The sequence below is a fragment of the Serratia sp. 1D1416 genome, assembly GCF_003641105.1.
In the GTDB taxonomy this organism is placed as follows: domain Bacteria; phylum Pseudomonadota; class Gammaproteobacteria; order Enterobacterales; family Enterobacteriaceae; genus Serratia; species Serratia ficaria.
This window is the reverse complement of record NZ_CP032738.1, coordinates 712,304-730,674: the sequence shown is the minus strand read 5'-3', so window position 1 is coordinate 730,674 and position 18,371 is coordinate 712,304. Positions and strand designations below refer to the sequence as shown.

Below are 18,371 nucleotides of genomic sequence, written 5' to 3'. Positions count from 1 at the left end.
AGGATGCGGAAGTTACCGTATCTGACAGTTACCGGGTTAGTGTACCGCTAATAGCTTAAGCCGACATTAAACGAGACGAATAAAATTAGCGAACCCGGCGTCAGCGCGCGTTGGCGATGCGGTCGAAACCGGCCGCCAAATCGGCGATCAGATCCTCGACGTTTTCCAGGCCGATATGCAGGCGCACCAGGGTGCCGGAGAAATCGACGCCGCCCGCCGGGCGGATCGCCTCCAGCTCTTCCGGCTGATTGGCGAGGATCAGCGACTCGTAGCCGCCCCAGGAATAGGCCATGCTGAAGTGGCTGAAGTTGTCCAGATAGTCGGCCAGCTGCGCCTCGTTCAGCCGCTCTTTCAGCACGAAGGAGAACAGGCCGTTGCAGCCGCTGAAGTCGCGGCGATAGAACTCATGGCCTTTGCAGCCGGGCAGCGCCGGGTGATTGATCACCGCCACCTCCGGCCGGGTAGCCAGCCAGTTGGCGACCTCGAGGCTGCCGCGCTCATGCTGCTTCAGCCGCACCCCCAGCGTGCGCAGGCCGCGGCTCGCCATATAGGCGGTATCCGCGTCCACCATTTGCCCCATCAGATAGGAATATTCGCGCAGTTGCTCCCAGCAGCGCCGATTGGCGACCGCGGTGCCGAGCATGTAATCGGAATGGCCGATAATGTATTTGGTGCCGGCCTGGATGGAAATGTCGATATCAAAGTCCAGCGCTTTGAACAGCACCCCCGCCGCCCAGGTGTTGTCGATCATGATAACCACCTCGGGGGCCACGGCGCGGATGGCCTGCACCATGGCGGGAATATCCTGCACTTCCATGGTGATCGAGCCGGGAGACTCGAGGAACACCACCCGGGTGTTGGGCTGGATCAGCTCGGCGATGCCGGCGCCGATCAGCGGATCGAAATAGGTGGTGGTCACGTTCATGCGGCCGAGAATATGGCTGCAGAAGTCCTGGGTCGGTTCATAAACCGAGCCGGTCATCAGCAGGTGGTCGCCGGCGCCGACGAACGACAGGATGGCGTTGGATACCGCCGCCGCGCCGCACGGATAAAGCACGCAGCCGGCGCCGCCCTCCAGCTCGACCATCGCGTCCTGCAGGGCGAAGTGGGTCAGGGTGCCGCGGCGGCCATAGAACAGCTCGCCGTGGGCGCGCTGGGCGGTGGCGTGCTTTTTGGCCGCCACGGATTCAAACACCAGCGAAGAAGCGCGTTGGGTCACGGGGTTGACGGAGCCCTGGGTGTAGCGTTTGCCGCGGCCGGCGCCGATCAGCGTGGTTTCGATGTTTTTTGACGTCATGGTACCTGGCTCACCTCTGGTTGCTCTGCACTGCCCGTTTGCGATAGCCCTTACGTTAGCATGACGGCTTATAGCCATCCAGACGTTTTAACCTCCAGATACAGAAACGGCTATAATTATCTGCCACAGCGCCTTTCTTCGCGCCATCCTTCTGCCGCACGGCGATAAAAAAGCCCGTTTGTCGGCACCGGGGCGATATCGACCGCGCGTCAGCCGTATACGCCGGTCACCTTCGGCAGCCACAGCGAAATGGCCGGGATGTAGGTGATCAGCATCAGCACCAGCAACAGCAGGCAGTAAAACGGCACCATCGCCCTCACCACTTGCTCGATCTTCTGTTTGCTGACCGCGCTGGCGACGAACAGCACCGAGCCGACCGGCGGGGTGATCAATCCGATGCCCAGGTTGATCAGCATGATCATGCCGAAATGCACCGGATCTATCCCCAGCGACGTGACGACCGGCAGCAGCACCGGCGTCAGGATCAGAATGATCGGCGCCATGTCCATCAGGGTGCCGATCAGCAACAGCAGCACGTTGATGCACATCAAAATGACGTACTTGTTGTCGGAAATGCCGGTGAAGAAGTCGGTGATGATCTGCGGCAGCTGCATAAAGGTCATTACGGCGCCGAAGCCGGCGGCAAAGGCGATCAGCACCATCACGATGGTGACGGTCTTGATGGTGCGAAACAGCAGGATGTGCAGCTGGCTCCATTTAAAATCGCGATAGATGAACATGGTGACGAAGAACGCCCACAAACAGGCGATGGCGGCGGATTCTGCGGCGGTGAAGACGCCGGACAAAATGCCGCCGAGGATAATGAAAATAGTGAACAGGCCCCAGAACGCGTTAACGAAAATTTTCAGCGCCTGACGAAAGGGCACCCGTTCGCCTTTCGGGTAATGGCGTTGGTGGGCGAAGCCGATGCACAGCACGATCAGGCACAGCCCGAGCAGCAGCCCCGGAAAGATGCCGGCGATAAACATCGAGGAGATGGTCACCGTACCGCCGGTCGCCAGCGAGTAAATCACCGAGTTATGGCTGGGCGGCGTCAATATCGCCTGTACCGAGCCGCTGGCGGTCACCGCCGCGGAGAAATCGCGCGGGTAGCCCTTTTCCTCCATCTCCGGGATCATGACCGAACCGATGGAGGCGGTATCGGCGATGGAGGAGCCGGAAATGGCGCCGAAAAAGGTGGAGGCGACGATATTGACCAGCGACAGCCCGCCGCGGATAAAACCGACGAAGATATAGGCGAAGTTGACCAGCCGCCGGGCGATGCCGCCTTCGGCCATAATGGCGCCGGCCAGGATGAAGAAGGGAATGGTCAGCAGCGAAAACTTGTTGATGCCGTTGGTGACCTGGATGATCACCGCCTCCAGCGGCAGGTCGATCCACCAGGCGCCGATGAAGGCGCTCAGTCCGACGGCGAAGGCCACGGGGAAACCCAGCATCAGCAACAGCAGCATGCTGCCGATCAAAATCAATGCGTCCATGGTGCGGCTCCGGTTAGTGGGTGTTGCCGAGCATCACCAGCGGACGGTGGGTCTGTTCGCCCCACACCATCCGCTCGATGACAAACAGCAGGGTGATGACGGCGCCGATCGGAATGGGCAGGTAGGTTTCCCCATAGGTCACCGCCGGCAGCGAGGCTAACGGCTGTTGCCACATGTCGCGGCACAGGCTGTAGCTGGCGAAGAAAATCAGCAGGCAGGTGGCGCACATCAGCAGATCGCTGAGTAAGCGAAACAGCCGCTGCCCACCCGGCGGCAAGCGATCCGTCACCATCGACACGCAGATATGCGCGCCGGCGCGCAGCCCCACCGAAGCGCCGATAAAGGTAAAAATCACCATGCAAATAATCGCCACCGGCTCCGGCCAGGAGAGGGCGCTGTTCAACGCATAGCGGGCAAAAATGCCGATCGGGATGATGATCACCATGATCAGCAACGCCAGGCCGGCGATCAGCATGGAGAGCAGATACAGCAAGTCCATGGTTCCAGAATAGAGGCGTGACATAAGCGTTTACCTGATGCTGTGTCGCGCAGCGGTGAAAGGCGCCGCCGCGCAAAGGGCCGTTTACTCCACGGCGGCGATGCGTTTAAGCAGGTCCTCATGGCCCTTGCCGTATTGTTCGCGCACCGGCTGGGTGGCCTGAATAAAGTCATTGCGATCGATAGGCTGGAAGTGCACGCCGCTGGTTTTCATCTTGTCCAGCGACTGCTGGTTGTAGCTGGCCCACAGCGTGCGCTCTTCGGCCTGCGCCTCTTTGCCCAACTTCAGCAGCAGCTGTTGATCGGCGGCGGAGAGCTTGTCCCAGCGGGCTTTGGAGAACAGCATCATTTCCGGTTGGATAAAGTGGCCGGTCAGGGTGTAGTACTTGGCGACCGGCAGATAATTATGAGCGACGAAGGTTGGCGGGTTGTTTTCGGTGCCGTCCACCACGCCGGTCTGCATGCCGCTGAACACTTCGCTGACCCCCATCGCCACCGGATTGGCCCCCATGGCTTTCAGGGTCGCCAGCGAGATCGCGCTGTTTTGCACCCGGATCTTCATGCCTTGCAAATCTTCCGGCTTGTTGATCGGCCGCTTGGTGATCATGTTGCGCACCCCGGCGTCGGTCCAGCCGAGGAACACCATGCGCGCCTTGGGATCGGCGGTCAGGCGCGCGGCGATTTCCTGGCCGATGGCGCCGTCCAGCACCTTATGCATATGCTGCTCGTCGCGGAAGATATAGGGCAGGGTCAGCACGCCGGTTTCCGGCGCAATGGTGGTCACCGGCGCCAGAGAGACGCGGATCATGTCGATGGCGCCAATTTGCACCTGCTGCAGCGTTTGGTCCTCATCCCCCAGCACGCCGCCGGCAAAAACCTTGATCTCCAGCCGGCCGTCGGTGGCCTGCTTCAGCTTATCGCCCATATGCTGCAACGCGACCACCGTGGGGTAGCCGGCGGGCTGCACCTCCGCCACCTTAATCACCTGCCCCAGCGCGGCGGCGGAAGCCATCAGCGTGGAACAGGCCAGCGAGAGTGCGAGCAACGGCCGTTTTATTTTCATTTGGGTAACTCCTGCGGGTGAAGGATTGTCGTGCGCCCTTGGCTTGGCGCCAGAGGAGATGTGGAAGCCGTGGCGCGCCCAGAAACGGTTGTCTCAGCATAGATAAAATGGCGGCGCGGCATCGGTCCGCGTGTTGATTGAATGAAGGTCGTCACATTATCAAAACAATGTTTTAATAATTTATAAAACTGCATCACAAAATTAAAACATGGTTTCGTCGTCGGCGCGGCGACGGGCGACGGATCTTGGCGGATTGGCAGTTATTTGGTAAATAATAATGAGAACCACTATCAATCCCTGATTGGTTTGATATGATCGCACGCTGAACTATTCCTTAATTTCGATCGGTAACGGGTGGAGGCACAGCGTGAAAACGGCTGGCAAGAATTTAAATCAAGGATCGTTCGGCCAGGGCCGGGCGCAATGGGGCAAGGCGTTCGGCCGCAGCCTGATCGCTTCAATGGTATTGGTGGTGGGTCTGGCGGGCGGCGCACAGGCGGCGCCGGCGGCCAATCCTGCCGTTACCGAAAGCGTTGCGCCGGGTTCCGCGCCCGCCGCCGCAGCGCCTGAGAACCTCACCCCGCCGAACCCGGCGCCAACCCTCCAGCCGCCGGAAACCCGCGGCATGGATCTGTCCGTCTGGGGCATGTACCAGCACGCCGACATCGTGGTGAAAGCGGTGATGATCGGCCTGGTGCTGGCGTCTATCGTCACCTGGACCATTCTGTTTTCCAAGGGCAGCGAACTGTTTCGCGCCAAGCGCCGTCTGCGCCGCGAACAGCTGGCGCTGGCCGACGCGCGCTCGCTGGATGAGGCGTCCGAACTGGCGCAGAACTTCGCCGAAGAGAGCATCAGCGCAGTGTTGCTGAACGACGCGCAAAACGAGCTGGAGCTGTCGGCGGGATCCAACGACAACAACGGCATCAAGGAACGCACCGGTTTCCGCCTCGAACGCCGCGTGGCGGCCTACAGCCGCAACATGGGCCGCGGCAACGGCTTCCTGGCCACCATCGGCGCCATCTCGCCGTTCGTCGGCCTGTTCGGCACCGTTTGGGGCATCATGAACAGCTTTATCGGCATCGCCCACTCGCAGACCACCAACCTGGCGGTGGTGGCGCCCGGCATCGCGGAAGCGCTGCTGGCGACCGCGCTGGGCCTGGTTGCGGCTATCCCTGCGGTGGTTATCTACAACATCTTCGCTCGCGTCATCGGCGGCCATCGCGCGCAGGTTGGCGACGTGGCGGCGCAGGTGATGCTGCTGCAGGGCCGCGATCTGGACCTGGCGGCGACGGCGGAAGCCAAACGCTCGCAGCACGCACACCAACTGCGGGTGGGGTGATTTATGGCGATGCGCTTAAATGAAGATCTGGACGACAGCGGCGAACTGCATGAAATCAACGTGACGCCGTTTATCGACGTTATGCTGGTGCTGTTGATCATCTTTATGGTGGCCGCGCCGCTGGCAACGGTAGATATTCGCGTCGATCTGCCGGCCTCCTCCGCCAAGCCGCAGCCGCGGCCGGAGAAGCCGGTATTCCTGTCGGTGAAAGCCGACAAGCAGCTGTATGTCGGCGACCAGCCGGTCAATGCCGAGCAGCTGACGTCGGTGCTGGATCAACGCACCCAGGCGAATAAAGAGACCACCATCTTCTTCCAGGCCGACAAGAGCGTGGACTATGAAACGCTGATGAGCGTGATGGACACCCTGCGCAAGGCCGGCTACCTGAAAGTGGGGCTGGTGGGCATGGAAGGCGCCGCCAGATAGCGGGCCGGTCGCATTGAAAAGGGCGCTCAGGCACCCTTTTTTTATTGCCGGGGATCAGCGGCTGTTCAGCAGCGCCTTCGAACCGGCATGGCGCCAGTGAATGCTGCCGGGCAGATAGAGCGCGCTCTGCTCCAGCGGCCGTTCGTCGATCAGGGCGCTGACCATGTCGAAGCTGTGCTGAGCCAGCGCGCGGCAGTCCTGCGCCACAGTGTCGATCTTGAGCGTCATGCAGTCGAACAGGTAGTGGTCGTCGAAGCTGCACAGGTGAATGTCGCTGTCCATCAGCTGATGCTGGTTAAGGTAGCGCAGCACCCCTTCCAGCAGGCCGCAGGCGGCGGTGAACAGCGCCTTTGGCGGCCGCCCCAGCTGCGCGCACAGCTGGGCGAACATCTCGTAGCCCGAGCTGGGGTGGTAGTTGCCGTTGATGATCCACTCCGGCTTGCCGTTCACCCCGGCGCGCTCCAGGCCGAGCTGGTAGCCGGCCAGGCGATCGCGGGTCGGCGAAATGCGCGGCTGGCCGCCGAGAAAATAAAATTCGTCCGGGTGCTGGCGCGCCACGTTTTCCACCAGCGCGGCGGTCGAGCTCAGCGAGTCGGTGATTACCAGCGGCAGCGACGAACCGGCGATCAGGCGGTCCATCTGCACCACCGGCAGCCCGGCGTTGATCTTCTGGTATTCCGCATCGTTGAGCTGGCTGGAGGCGACGATCAGGCCGTCGACCTGGCGCTGCACCAGGCTGTTCACCGCCATCATCTCCTGCGCCGGATTCTCGTCGGTGCAGGCGATCAGCAGCTGCAGCCCGGCCTCGCGGCACAGGGTTTCCAGCTCGCGTGAAATCACCGCAAACCCGTAGTTGGTGACTTCCGGCACCACCAACCCCAGCGTATGGCTGCGATTGGAACGCAGCGAGCGGGCGTGGAAGCTGGGCTGATAATGGTGTTCATTGGCCAGCGCCAGAATGCGATCGCGGGTGTCGTCAGACACCCGGTATTCCTTGCTGCGGCCGTTGAGCACCAGGCTGGCGGTCGATTTCGATACCCCAGCCAGCGCGGCGATATCACTGATGGTTATGCGTTTATTTTTTTTCACTGACGGCATCTGAGTTCATCGGGGGATGCGTCATTCTAGCATGCATGGCGTCAGCGGCCAGTGTTCCAGCGCCAGAGCGCCGTCACCGCTCATGCGCAGCAGCGGCTCGGGCCCCGGGAAATAGCGCGCGCTCATTACCGCCGCGCCGCGGTTGATAAAAATCTCCACGCTGGAACGGTCGAACAGCAACTGCAGATGCGTGACTTCGCCGCGCCAGTAGCGGTGTTCCGGCTGGCCGCTGCGCAGGTTGCGGCGCGTCAGGCGCAGCAGCTCGCCGTCCCAATGCAACGTCATCGCCTCGCCAAAGGCGGCGCTGAAGGCGCCCTGCGGCGTCAGCTGCAGCTCCGCGCTGTCCAGAACGCAGGCGGGGGCGTCATCGGCGCGGCCCCGCCACCGGGTCGCCGCGCCGCGCAGCCGCCGCAGCTCACGCGCCGGCAGCTGGCAGAGTTCGCCGTCGCGCAGCGACAGCTCACGCGGGCAGGTCATGCAGTGGAGCCAGCCGTATTGCCGCGTCGGGTGCGCATCCTCATCTTGCTCCGGCACGCCCAGCCAGCCGAACAGCAGGCGGCGGCCGTCTTCCGCCAGCGCGGTTTGCGGCGCATAGAATTCGAAGCCGGCGTCCAGCTCCCGGAACGCGCCGTGGCTGAAGGCGGCCCGATGATAATCCAGCTCGCCGATCAGGTAACCGGCCTGATAGACGTTGAGGTAACGTTCGGCCTGTTTCGCCAGCCCCTGCGGGCAGCAGATCAGCACCTGCGCACCGTCCAGCGCAAACAGGTCCGGGCATTCCCACATGTAGCCGAACTCACCGATGCCGTTCAGCCCGGAACCGGCGATCTCGCCCAGCAACCGCCAGCTGCGCAGGTCGGCGGAGCTCAGCAGCAATACCTTGCCGCGATCCTGCAAATCGCGGGCGCCGAGCACCATGTACCAGCTATCCTGGTGGCGCCAGACTTTCGGATCGCGCACATGGCCGCTGTAACCGGCCGGCAGCGGCAGCACCGGGCCGAGCTTGGCGAACTCGCCCTGGCCGCTGTCCTGTGCCAGGCACTGGTAGGCGGTGCGCGAACCGTCGGGATATTTCACGTTGCCGGTATACACCAGCGTTAGCTTGCCGTCCGCCACCACCGCCGAACCGGAGTAGCAGCCGTGGCTGTCGTAGCAGGCGCCGGGCGCCAGCGCGACAGGCTGATGCTGCCAGTGCAGCAGATCGGTCGACTGCCAGTGGCCCCAGCATTTGTTGCGGTGATCGCAACCCAGCGGGTTCCACTGATAGAACAGGTGGTAGACGCCGTCATGCTGAATAAATCCGTTGGGGTCGTTCAGCAGGCCGACGCTCGGCGCCAGGTGCCAGGCCGGCCGGTGCGGATCGCGCAGCGCCCGCGGCATGCCGCTCATCAGCGCCCTGGCGGCCTGTTTGATCAAGCTCAGTTCGTCCATCATGCCGCCTCAGTTTTGTATTTCAGCAGCAGCGAGAGAACAAAGGCGCTGCCGAAGGCGATAACCAATCCAATGATATAGCTTAACAGCGAACCGGCCTGCACGATCGCCATGCCGGGGATCGCCGTCAGCCCGACGGCGTTCATGCCGACGTGATTGGCCACCACCCAGGCGCCGCCGAGCGCGCCGCCCGCCAGCGCCGCCAGGAAGGGTTTGACGAAGCGCAGGTTGATGCCGAACAGCGCCGCCTCGGTAATGCCGAGCATGGCCGAGAAAGCCGAGGGCACCGCGATGGCCTTGATTTTGGCGTCGCGGGTTTTGAAGTACACCGCCAGGCAGGCGCCGCCCTGGGCGATGTTGGCCATCGACCAGATCGGCAACAGGAAGTTGACGCCGATGTTCGGATTGCCGAGCAGCCCGGCTTCAACGGCGTGGAAGCTGTGGTGGACGCCGGTAATGACGATGGCGGAGTACAGGCCGCCGAACAACAGCCCGGCGAACCAGCCGGCGTGGGCGATCAGGGTGCTGAGCACCAGCGAGATGCCGTCGCCCAGCGCGCGGCCGGCCGGGCCGATGAACAGCATGGCGACAAAGCCGGAGATCACCACCGTCAGGAACGGCGTCAGGATCAGGTCCAGCGCGTTGGGGATCACCTTGCGCAGCCGTTTCTCCAGCAGGCTCATAAACCACACCGTCAGCAGCACCGGGAACACCGTGCCCTGGTAGCCGATCATGGCGATTTCCAGGCCAAAGAAATCCATGGTGTGGAAGCCGCCGGCGACGCCCCAGGCGTTGGTCAGCGCCGGGTGGGTCAGGATGCCGCCGAGCGTGGCGCCGAGATAAGGATTGCCGCCGAACTCGCGCGCGGCGGTGAAGCCTATCAGGATCGGCAGGATAATGAACGCCGCCGAGCTGAACATATCCAGCATCACGAACAGCGCGCTGTTGGCGTCCGCCCAGCCGTAGGTCTTCACCATGCCGAGCAGGCCCATCAGCAGGCCGGAGGCGACGATGGCCGGGATGATCGGCACAAAGATGTTCGACAGCAGGCGGGCGATGCGCTGCAGCGGGTTGAGCTTTTTCGCCGCGATGTCGGCGGCTTCGGACTTGCTGGATTCGCTGATGCCCGCCGCCTTGATGAATTCCGCATGCACCTTGTTCACCAGCCCGGTGCCGAAGATCACCTGGATCTGCCCGGCATTGCTGAAGCAGCCTTTCACCCCGTCCAGCTTGTCGATCGCCGCCTTGTCCATTTTGCCGTCGTCCATCAGCACCAGGCGCAGGCGCGTGGCGCAGTGGGCGGCGCTGGCGATGTTCTCTTTGCCGCCGAGCAGCGACAGCAGCGCGTTGGCGGTTGCGGTTATGTCCATTTTGTCCCCTTATAAATAAAAAATGCCGCCGCGCTGTTTTGCGGCGGAAATCCGTCAATTGGCGTCAGAAGAAATACTTGAATCTGGCGCGCACGCCGTAGCGCTGATCGTTGTCGCCGTTGGCGATTTTGTTCCCCGCATTGGCTTCCAGCATCGAGACGTAGGCGCCCAGATACAGATTGAAGTTCTTCATATTCATGATGTTAGGTATCTGGTACGACGTATGAACGGTATGGATGTCGTATTTGCCCGGTTCGCTGAGCGGATTGTTGATGTCGGCGGCGATCCCGGCGGTATTGAACTCTTTGATGTTGTTGTGGGCATAGATATAGCCCAGCTCGAAGCGCCGCCACAGCACATTGATGCCGGCGGTGAAATCCTGCTCGCCGGCGGCGTCCAGATAGGCGGTGCTCAGGTTGGCCACCACGCCGTTATCCGGATTGGCGGCGGTGTTGTTCCAGCTCAGCGTCATGCCGTAGCCGTTGCGCTTGGACTGATCGACAAACTGCCCCTGGCTGTCCCGATAGCCGTAAGCGTTGTTGACCACGTTGCTTTCCATCGCCACGGCGGCGCTGAGCCGGTCTTTTTTCCAGGCGATCACCGGGCGCAGGTAGGCGACATTTTTCTTATTGTCCAGGCTGTTGCCGTGGTAGCTGTTGTCTTGGAACAGCGAGGTGCCGTCCTCCACCAGCGTATTCAATTCGAAGTAGAAATCGCCGGCGTATTTGCTCAGCATCAGGTTGCCGCCGCTGCTGCTGCGGCCGCGTCCTTCTTTCATCATGTAGATGTAGCCGAAGCCGTCGGCGTACAAATCGTTGGCGGTATTGCCGGAGTACTGGATGAAGGTGTCCTGATTGAGCGGGAACATGTCGTAGGCTTCGAACCGGCCGATCTTGGTCTGCCAGTTTTTTTCGTTGCCGAAGAAGAAGGCGGCGTCATCGAGGTTCATTTTGCCGGTCATGTCCGCCAGCGGCTGCACGCTGAAGCCGGAAAAATTGCCGTCCTGATTGCGGCGGTAGCCGTCTACGCCCACCAGGATGCGGCCGTTGATGTCCCAGCGCTCTTTGTCGCCGGGCTTCCAGTCCTTATGATCGCTGCCTTTCAGCGAAGTCAGCTGGCCGCTGCGGCTGGCGCCGTCCAGGTTGAATTCGACGTCGCCGTACAGCTTAAGATCGTTGAAACCGTTGAGTTTCAGGCTGCCGGCGGGCGCGGCCTGCGTTTCCAGCGTTGCGGCGCGCTGCGCCACCTGCGCGGTTTGGCGTTCGGTGTTCGCCGTGCGTTGTTCCAGCCGTTGCGCCCGGCTTTCCGCCGCGGTGGCGCGCGTCTCCGCCTGCGCGGCCCGCCGTTCGGCCTGCGCCAACCGCTGCTCCAGCGCGTTGAGGCGCGCTTCGATGCCGTCGCTGCCAGAGGCCGCCGAGGCGGATGCGGAGATGAGAAGCCCTGTCGTTACAGCCAAATAGCTCAGTTTTTTCATGATTATCTATCATCCGGGAAGGGTTGTTATTATTGTTTGCTAAATTGCTAAACCGGTTTTTCATGGCGAAAGATAAGGGAGTTGAACCGCGGCTGGCAATCAAGTTTGCTAACCCGATTCAGCTATTGTGATCGAGCGCGCAAATTGACGGGGAAAAGCAAGGGCGGCGAGCCGCTGGGCCCGCCGTCGGTCGATTACCGAATGAAGGCGGCCAGCTGCTCGGCACGGGGCAGCGCGGTCATGGCGCCTTTAGCGGTGGTGGCCAGCGCGCCGCAGGCCTGCGCCTGGGCGATCACCGCCGGCCACTGCGCCTCCTGCGGCAGGCCGCCGAGGCGCGACAGCGCCGCCAGCAGCCCGGCGACAAAGGCGTCGCCGGCGCCGGTGGTGTCGACCGGCACGATCGAGGGGGCGCGGAAGTGCCGGAGCTGCTGGCGATCGTGTACGCAGACGCCTTCACCGCCCAGGGTGACCAGCAACAGCCGCAACGGATAGCGGTGCATCATCCAGCGAATGGCGCTGTCCAGCTCTTCGATGTTGCTGATAAAGCTCAATTCTTCGCGCGAAATCTTCACCACGTCCGCCAGCAGCAGCGCTTTTTGCAGGCAGGGGCGCAGCGCCTCCGGCTGGCGCCAGACGTCTTCGCGAATGTTCGGATCGAAGCTGACCCAGCCGCCGGCCGCCCTGATATTTTCCATTGCCGCGAAGGCGGCGCTGCGGCTGGGTTCCTGCGCCAGGGCGATGGAGCAAAGGTGCAGCCACTCGCCGCTTCTGAAGACCGGTAAATCCTCCGGCTGCAGGAACAGGTCGGCGCTGGGGGTGACCATGAAGGTGAACGAGCGTTCGCCCTGCCGATCGAGATCCACCACCACGGTGGAGGTGTGATGCTCGGGATCCTGGATCATATGCCGGATGTCGACCCGTTCTTCGCTCAGCACCTGCTGCAGAAAGGCGCCGAAGCTGTCCCGGCCCACCCGGCCGATGAAGGCGCTGTCGCCGCCCAGGCGGGCGATGCCGACCGCCACGTTAGCCGGGGCGCCGCCGGGGCATTTAAGGTAGCCGTTTGAATTTTCTGGAACCAGATCGACCACTGCGTCGCCCAGCACCCATACGCGATTGACCATGTTTAATCCCTGTTTTCACCGATGTCTGATGGGTGGCTAAAATAGAAGAACCGGTTTAGCAAAGCAATGAAATAATGCGTCAGGCAGTGTGGGAAGTGAGGGAGATCAACCTTTCTGCGGGGCATGGCGGGGGGGAAGGAGCCCGCCACGCGGGCTGTTGCGGGGCGGGCTGGCGGGGCGTTAGCCCATCTTCGGGTATACGCCCGGGCCGATCGGCAGGCCAAGCGCGTACCATGCCAGCAGCAGCAAAATCCACACGCTGAAGAACACCAGCGGGTAGGGCAGGATCAGCACGTAGTAAGTACCGAGCTGCGCATCCTTGCGGTAGCGCTGCAGGAAGCCGAGAAACAGCGGCAGGAAAGGCGACATCGGCGCCAGCGGCAGCACGGCGGAGTCGGCGATGCGGAAGATCATCTGGGCGAACGCCGGGTGGAAGCCGAGCAGCATAAACATCGGCACGAAGATCGGCGCCAGAATCGACCAGATCGCCGAACCGCTGGCGATGAACATGCACAGAAAGGCGGAGAGGAACATCAGGCCGAGAAACGCCGGCGCGCCGCTCATGCCGGCCGCCTCCAGCATGTCGGTCAGGCCGACGGCCATAAATTTGCCCATGTTGCTCCAGTTGAAGAACGCCACGAACTGCGACAGCGGAAACACCATCACGATAAAGCCCGCCATGCTTTTCATCGGTTCGATCAGGTGGTTGGGGATATCGTCCGGCCGACGGATCTGCCTGGTGACCACGCCGTAGGTGATGGCGACGGTGAAGAAAAACAGGATGATGATCGGCACGATGCCCTTGATGAACGGCGATGGGATCACCGAGCCGGTTTGCGGATCGCGCAGCGGCGCGGCCTCCGGCACCACCAGGGCGGCGATGACGGCGATAAACACCAGCGCGGCGATGCCGCTCATCATCAGCCCGCGGTTCTGCAGCGGGGTCAGCGCTGCGATTTTGTCCTCGGCTCCGCCCTGCCATTTCGGCAGCCGCGGCTCGATGAACTTGTCGGTCAGCAGTGCGCCGGCGAGGGTCAGCACGATCACCGAGGTGGCCATAAAGTACCAGTTGTCGATCACGCTGACGTGAACCGCGCCGTCCACCGCCTTGGTGGCCTCGGTGCTGATGCCGGACAGCAGCACGTCGGTGGTGACGATCAACAGGTTGGCGGTAAAGCCGGAGGCGACCCCGGCGATGGCCGCCAGCAGCCCGGCGATCGGGTGGCGGCCGACCGCCAGAAACATCAGCGCGCCGAGCGGCGGCATCACCACCAGCGCGGCGTCTGACGAAATATGGCTGAAGAAGGCGATAAACAGCACCATATAGCTGGCGTAGCGGGCGCTGACGCGCGAGGCCATCTTGTACATCAGCGCCTGCAGCAGCCCGACCTTTTCCGCCAAACCGGCGCCGATCACCAGCGCCAGGATGGCGCCCAGCGGGGCAAAGCTGCTGAAGTTATGGATGATGTTGGGAAATATCCACTGCATGCCCGCCACGCTCATCAGGTTGTTCACCTTGATCAGTTCGCCGGTGGCCGGGTTTTTCACCGCCATGTCGAGCCAGGAGAACAGCGCGGTGGCCAGCATCAGCACCGCGATTAAGTAGACGAACAGCAGAAACGGGTTGGGAATTTTATTGCCGATGCGCTCGACCCAGTAAAAAAGGCGTCCGGGGCTTTTATTGGCTGTCGTTGTGACCTCACTCATTGTATTACCCTCTGTGTTTGTTCTGTCGTGTGATTATTATTATTTGATTTATTTATAGTTATATTTAGCGGCCCGGTTGCCCGGGCCTGACCTTCATTTCAACGGAGAGGGTTTCACCCCCTGCGGGATCGGGCAGCTGTACGGCTGTTCGGCGCGCTGGCGTTCGAACTCGCTGCGGCAGCGCGCCAGCAGGGCGCTGTCGCTCAGCAGATCGACGGCGGTGGCCGCCATCACCTTGCCCGCCAGGCACATGCCCTTGTGGGCGATGCCGGTGCGGCCCTGCGCCACCAGCTGCCAGGTGTGCAGCGGGGTGCCGAGGGCGAAGCAGGGGCTGAAGCATTGGGCGGTCGGCGCCACCCAGCTGACGTCGCCGACGTCGGTGGAGCCGTACAGCAGATCGTCCGATTCCACGTAGGGCGCCACCTGGTCCATCAGCACCTTATCCCCCAACTGCTGCACCCATTCGCGCCCGGCCGCGCCGCCGGTGCGGGCGATATTCAGCTTGGCGTTGCGCAGATCGTCGCGGCTCAGCGTTTGACGGATCTCCGCGGCGAAGCGGCGCTCGGCGTCGCTGTACGCAGGCAGCCCGAAATCACGCAGGTTTTGATACATCGCCCGCTCCAGGCTGCGGTTCGGCACGTAGTTGGAGCAGGCCTTGTCGAAGCGCACCGCCATCTGGGTGTCGGTCATCAGCGCCGCGCCTTTGGCGACGTCGATCACCCGGCGGTAAATATCCTGCGCCTGGTCGAGCTGCGGGGCGCGGATCAGGTACAGCACCTCGGCGTCGGCCTGCACCACGTTGGGAGAGCTGCCGCCGGTATGGGTGACCGCATAGTGCAGCCGCGCTTCTTGCACGATGTGCTCGCGCAGGAAGTTGGCGCCGGTGTTCATCAGCGTTACCGCGTCCAGCGCGCTGCGGCCGAGGTGCGGCGAGTTGGCGGCGTGGGCGGCGACGCCCTTGAACTGAAACGCCGCCTGAATGTTGGCCAGCGTGCTGGTATTGAACATGCCGCTGAAGCCTTCCGGGTGCCAGGTGAGCGCGGCGTCGACGTCGTCGAATAGCCCTTCGCGCACCATAAAGGTTTTGCCGGAGCCGCCTTCTTCGCCCGGGCAGCCGTAGAAGCGCAGGGTGCCGGTCAGCCGGTTCTGCTGCATCCAGGCCTTGGCGGCGAAGGCGCCCGCCAGCGCGGCGGTGCCCAGCAGATTGTGGCCGCAGCCGTGGCCGTTGCCGTTTTCCACCAGCGGCTGCGGGGTGGCGCAACCGGCCTGTTGGCTCAGCCCGGCCAGCGCGTCGTACTCACCCAGCAGCGCGATCACCGGGTGGCCGCTGCCGTAGCTGGCGATAAACGCCGTGTCGATATCGCCCACGCCGCGTTCAACCGCGAAGCCTTCCTGTTCCAGCGCATCGGCCAGCAGATGGGCGGAGTAGGTTTCGCTAAAGCGCGTTTCCGGGTGGTCCCAAATATCGTCGCTCAGCGCGCTGAAGCGGGGCTGGTGCCGGTCAATGTAGTCGTTGATAAATGCCTGCGGCTCTGAATGGTTCATGCTTTACTCCCGAATGTCGGCAGGTTCAGCGCCAGCGACGCCAGCGTTTTCACCGCCACCGGCATCACCTGCTCGTTGAAGTCGAACTTCTCGTTATGGTGCCCGGCGCTCAGTTCGGTGCCGAAAATCACGTATGAGGCCTGGCCGCCGCGGGATTTCACCCGCTCCATCATGTAGGTGGCGTCCTCGGAACCGGCGGCCTGTTCGCGGCGATCGACCACCGAGCTCAGTTCGGCTATCTGCTGCGCCTGGCGGCGGATGTAGTCCACCCACGGTTGGGTCGGTTTGCTGCTCTGCGCCGCGCCCATCAGCGCGATGTCGCAGGCGACGCCGTGCATTTTTGCCGCGCCTTCGATGGCGTTCAGCGCCTGCTGATAAACGAACGCATTGATCTCATTGGTGGCGCCGCGCGTTTCCACTTTCATCAACGCCCGATCGGCGATCACGTTGCGGCCGGTGCCGGCCTGCAGCACGCCGACGTTGATGCGCGAGCTGCCCTCGCTGTGGCGGGGGATGGCGTACAGCCCCAGCGTGGCCTGCGCCGCCGCCAGCAGGGCGTTGCGGCCGTCTTCCGGTTTGGCGCCGGCATGGGCGGCGACGCCGCGGAAGGTGACGTCCAGCTTGCTGGTGGCCATAAAGCTGTCGCTGCCGCACACCAGCTCACCGGCCGGCACGCCGGTGCCGATATGCACCGCGGTAAAGAAATCGACGTCGTCCACCACGCCGGCCTCCACCATCGACTTCGCTCCGCGGGTGCCTTCCTCCGCCGGCTGGAAGATCAGTTTGACGGTGCCGCCAAGTTGGGACTCCAGACGTTTGAAGACGTGCGCCAGCCCCAGGCCGATGGTGGTGTGGCCGTCGTGACCGCATGCATGCATCATGCCGCTGTTGCAGGAGGCGAAGCCCTCGCGGAACGGCAGGTGCTCGGGATCCTGCAGCTCGTTGAGGTCGAGCGCGTCCATATCGACGCGATAGGCGATCGTCGGACCGGGGCGGCCGGTATCCAGCGTGGCGACGATGCCGGCGAAGCCGCCGGAAAAGTGCGGCAGCCATTTTTCCAACGCCCCCTGCTCGAGGGCGCGCCGTTCCTGCGCCTGCAGCGCCTCGGCCGGGGGCAGCCCCATGCGCGCCTCGGCCTTGATCACTTCGCGCCCCAGCTGCAGGCGGTAGCCCAGCCGATCCAGCTCTTCCGCCACCAGGGTGGCGGTGCGGAACTCAAACCAGCCTGACTCGGCGTGGCGATGGAAGTCGCGGCGCCAGGCCTGCAGCTGCGGGTACAGGTCGGTTACCAACATCGAAAGCGTAGTCGTCATTGTGATATCTCTTCGGTTATCGCGCGCTGGATGGCTCCAGGCAGCAGTCATGCTCTGAACTGAACTCAGACGGTGAATCTATGGCAAAGAAAAAGGCTTATTTGGTTACTAAATGCCGCGAATGGCGCTTATCGGCGCAGAAGATGCGCTTAATTAAGCGAAATAAGAATTTGGTTATTTATTGTGTTTTTTCGAATGTACACAATGGAATCCGGCTAAATAAGATGCCAATATCTTGCTATTGATAAACAACGGTTATCACCTTTCGCCTATGCCAGCCTCGATAAAATTGCACCAATTGCGTGCGTTCGTGGACGTCAGCCGCCAGGGCAGCATCCGCGCCGCCAGCCGCACCTCGCGCCTTTCCCAGCCTGCGCTGACCAAGGCCATTCAGGAGCTGGAAGAGGTGCTGGGCGCCAAGCTGTTTATTCGCCGCAGCCAGGGCGTGGTGCTGACCGACTGCGGTGATAACTTTTTCCAACACGCCAGCCTGATCCTCGAAGAGCTGCGGGTGGCGCAGGAAGATATTCAGCAGCGGCTGGGGCTGGCGGGCGGCACGGTGAATATCGGCGTCGGCGGCAGCATTGCGCGCACCGTGATGCCGCAGGTGATCACCCAGTTCCACCGCGAATATCCCAACGTGAAGGTGCGCATCGTCGAGGGGCAGCTGGTGTCGATGATCCCGGAGCTGCGCCAGGGCGAGCTGGATTTTACCGTCAATACTTACTATCCCAGCAGCCTGGACAACGAGCTGCAGTACGAACGGCTGATGGAGAAAGAGTATCGGGTGGTGGTGCGCAAAGGGCACCCGATGGAGGGGGCGACGTCGCTGAAACAGCTGCAGCACTGCGACTGGACCATGCCGACGCCGAAAGGCAGTTATTACCGGCTGTTGCACGATCTGTTCGGGGACCTGGGCATGGCGCCGTCGATCAGCGTCACCTGCGAAACCTTCATGGCCTGCACCAGCCTGGTGGCGCAGAGCGATTTTGTCAGCATCCTGTCGGTAGACGTGATCTCGGATCCGATACTGGGCAAGCATCTGGTGCCGCTCGAGCTGGAGGAGAACCTGCCGCAGGCGACGTTTTATCTGATCCAGCGCAAGGACACCACGCTGACGCCGATGGGCGCGCACCTGGCGCGCCTGTTCCGTTTGCACTGTCGGTGACACCGCGGCCCCCGGCGGGGCA

15 protein-coding genes are annotated in these 18,371 nt (G+C 62.5%); 3 read left to right on the top strand and 12 right to left on the bottom strand.

Annotation, left to right across the window (positions count from 1 at the left end):
* Positions 1–100: 100 nt before the first annotated feature.
* The 4 genes from metC to D7I37_RS03475 all read right to left on the bottom strand — a co-directional run bounded on the left by metC (position 101) and on the right by D7I37_RS03475 (position 4,357).
* Positions 101–1,297, bottom strand: coding sequence for a cystathionine beta-lyase (gene metC, locus D7I37_RS03490; protein ID WP_061797272.1), 1,197 nt, complete (start codon positions 1,295–1,297; stop codon positions 101–103).
* Positions 1,298–1,506: 209 nt separating this feature from the next.
* Positions 1,507–2,796 (bottom strand): TRAP transporter large permease, encoded by a 1,290-nt coding sequence (locus tag D7I37_RS03485; RefSeq protein ID WP_061797275.1) that lies wholly within the window; start codon positions 2,794–2,796, stop codon positions 1,507–1,509.
* Between the two features lie 13 nt (positions 2,797–2,809).
* Positions 2,810–3,319, bottom strand: a complete 510-nt coding sequence (locus D7I37_RS03480; protein WP_095099263.1) for a TRAP transporter small permease — start codon at positions 3,317–3,319, stop codon at positions 2,810–2,812.
* Between the two features lie 60 nt (positions 3,320–3,379).
* Positions 3,380–4,357, bottom strand: coding sequence for a TRAP transporter substrate-binding protein (locus D7I37_RS03475; RefSeq protein WP_129543313.1), 978 nt, complete (start codon positions 4,355–4,357; stop codon positions 3,380–3,382).
* A 367-nt stretch (positions 4,358–4,724) separates the two neighbouring features.
* Here D7I37_RS03475 and exbB point away from each other — a divergent pair, with 367 nt between their 5' ends.
* On the top strand, positions 4,725–5,696 hold the full coding sequence (gene exbB, locus D7I37_RS03470; protein ID WP_073970292.1) for a tol-pal system-associated acyl-CoA thioesterase: 972 nt from the start codon (positions 4,725–4,727) through the stop codon (positions 5,694–5,696).
* A gap of 3 nt (positions 5,697–5,699) precedes the next feature.
* Positions 5,700–6,122 (top strand): TonB system transport protein ExbD, encoded by a 423-nt coding sequence (gene exbD, locus D7I37_RS03465; protein ID WP_061797282.1) that lies wholly within the window; start codon positions 5,700–5,702, stop codon positions 6,120–6,122.
* Positions 6,123–6,176: 54 nt separating this feature from the next.
* Here exbD and D7I37_RS03460 read toward each other — a convergent pair whose 3' ends face one another.
* From D7I37_RS03460 to D7I37_RS03425, 8 genes are all read right to left on the bottom strand, one after another.
* The gene (locus D7I37_RS03460; protein WP_061797283.1) at positions 6,177–7,220 is read right to left on the bottom strand and encodes a LacI family DNA-binding transcriptional regulator; all 1,044 of its coding nucleotides are present in this window, start codon (positions 7,218–7,220) and stop codon (positions 6,177–6,179) included.
* A 21-nt stretch (positions 7,221–7,241) separates the two neighbouring features.
* On the bottom strand, positions 7,242–8,651 hold the full coding sequence (locus D7I37_RS03455) for a sucrose-6-phosphate hydrolase (RefSeq protein WP_129544740.1): 1,410 nt from the start codon (positions 8,649–8,651) through the stop codon (positions 7,242–7,244).
* On the bottom strand, positions 8,651–10,021 hold the full coding sequence (locus D7I37_RS03450; protein ID WP_061797285.1) for a sucrose-specific PTS transporter subunit IIBC: 1,371 nt from the start codon (positions 10,019–10,021) through the stop codon (positions 8,651–8,653). Before D7I37_RS03450 ends, D7I37_RS03455 begins: the two co-directional genes overlap by 1 nt.
* Before the next feature lie 64 nt (positions 10,022–10,085).
* Complete coding sequence (locus D7I37_RS03445; protein WP_061797287.1) at positions 10,086–11,495, bottom strand: carbohydrate porin; 1,410 nt, start codon at positions 11,493–11,495, stop codon at positions 10,086–10,088.
* A gap of 194 nt (positions 11,496–11,689) precedes the next feature.
* A complete protein-coding gene (locus D7I37_RS03440) occupies positions 11,690–12,616 on the bottom strand; it encodes an aminoimidazole riboside kinase (RefSeq protein ID WP_129543312.1) in 927 nt (308 codons plus the stop codon).
* A gap of 180 nt (positions 12,617–12,796) precedes the next feature.
* Complete coding sequence (gene abgT / locus D7I37_RS03435; protein WP_129543311.1) at positions 12,797–14,323, bottom strand: p-aminobenzoyl-glutamate transporter; 1,527 nt, start codon at positions 14,321–14,323, stop codon at positions 12,797–12,799.
* Between the two features lie 93 nt (positions 14,324–14,416).
* Positions 14,417–15,868, bottom strand: coding sequence for a M20 family metallopeptidase (locus D7I37_RS03430; RefSeq protein ID WP_129543310.1), 1,452 nt, complete (start codon positions 15,866–15,868; stop codon positions 14,417–14,419).
* Positions 15,865–17,181: a M20 family metallo-hydrolase gene (locus D7I37_RS03425; protein ID WP_061797291.1), complete on the bottom strand. Its 1,317-nt coding sequence runs from the start codon at positions 17,179–17,181 to the stop codon at positions 15,865–15,867. The genes D7I37_RS03430 and D7I37_RS03425 overlap by 4 nt, the downstream gene beginning before the upstream one ends.
* Positions 17,182–17,452: 271 nt before the next feature.
* Here D7I37_RS03425 and D7I37_RS03420 point away from each other — a divergent pair, with 271 nt between their 5' ends.
* A complete protein-coding gene (locus D7I37_RS03420; protein ID WP_095100286.1) occupies positions 17,453–18,349 on the top strand; it encodes a LysR family transcriptional regulator in 897 nt (298 codons plus the stop codon).
* Positions 18,350–18,371 lie beyond the last annotated feature (22 nt).

Excerpts from the sequence above, each read along its gene's own strand:
- abgT (WP_129543311.1), bottom strand. The coding sequence starts at position 14,323 with ATGAGTGAGGTCACAACGACAGCCAATAAAAGCCCCGGACGCCTTTTT.
- D7I37_RS03460 (WP_061797283.1), bottom strand. The coding sequence starts at position 7,220 with ATGCCGTCAGTGAAAAAAAATAAACGCATAACCATCAGTGATATCGCC.
- D7I37_RS03445 (WP_061797287.1), bottom strand. The coding sequence starts at position 11,495 with ATGAAAAAACTGAGCTATTTGGCTGTAACGACAGGGCTTCTCATCTCC.
- D7I37_RS03455 (WP_129544740.1), bottom strand. The coding sequence starts at position 8,651 with ATGGACGAACTGAGCTTGATCAAACAGGCCGCCAGGGCGCTGATGAGC.
- D7I37_RS03430 (WP_129543310.1), bottom strand. The coding sequence starts at position 15,868 with ATGAACCATTCAGAGCCGCAGGCATTTATCAACGACTACATTGACCGG.
- D7I37_RS03420 (WP_095100286.1), top strand. The coding sequence starts at position 17,453 with ATGCCAGCCTCGATAAAATTGCACCAATTGCGTGCGTTCGTGGACGTC.
- D7I37_RS03475 (WP_129543313.1), bottom strand. The coding sequence starts at position 4,357 with ATGAAAATAAAACGGCCGTTGCTCGCACTCTCGCTGGCCTGTTCCACG.
- D7I37_RS03450 (WP_061797285.1), bottom strand. The coding sequence starts at position 10,021 with ATGGACATAACCGCAACCGCCAACGCGCTGCTGTCGCTGCTCGGCGGC.
- metC (WP_061797272.1), bottom strand. The coding sequence starts at position 1,297 with ATGACGTCAAAAAACATCGAAACCACGCTGATCGGCGCCGGCCGCGGC.
- D7I37_RS03480 (WP_095099263.1), bottom strand. The coding sequence starts at position 3,319 with ATGTCACGCCTCTATTCTGGAACCATGGACTTGCTGTATCTGCTCTCC.
- D7I37_RS03425 (WP_061797291.1), bottom strand. The coding sequence starts at position 17,181 with ATGACGACTACGCTTTCGATGTTGGTAACCGACCTGTACCCGCAGCTG.
- exbD (WP_061797282.1), top strand. The coding sequence starts at position 5,700 with ATGGCGATGCGCTTAAATGAAGATCTGGACGACAGCGGCGAACTGCAT.
- D7I37_RS03440 (WP_129543312.1), bottom strand. The coding sequence starts at position 12,616 with ATGGTCAATCGCGTATGGGTGCTGGGCGACGCAGTGGTCGATCTGGTT.
- D7I37_RS03485 (WP_061797275.1), bottom strand. The coding sequence starts at position 2,796 with ATGGACGCATTGATTTTGATCGGCAGCATGCTGCTGTTGCTGATGCTG.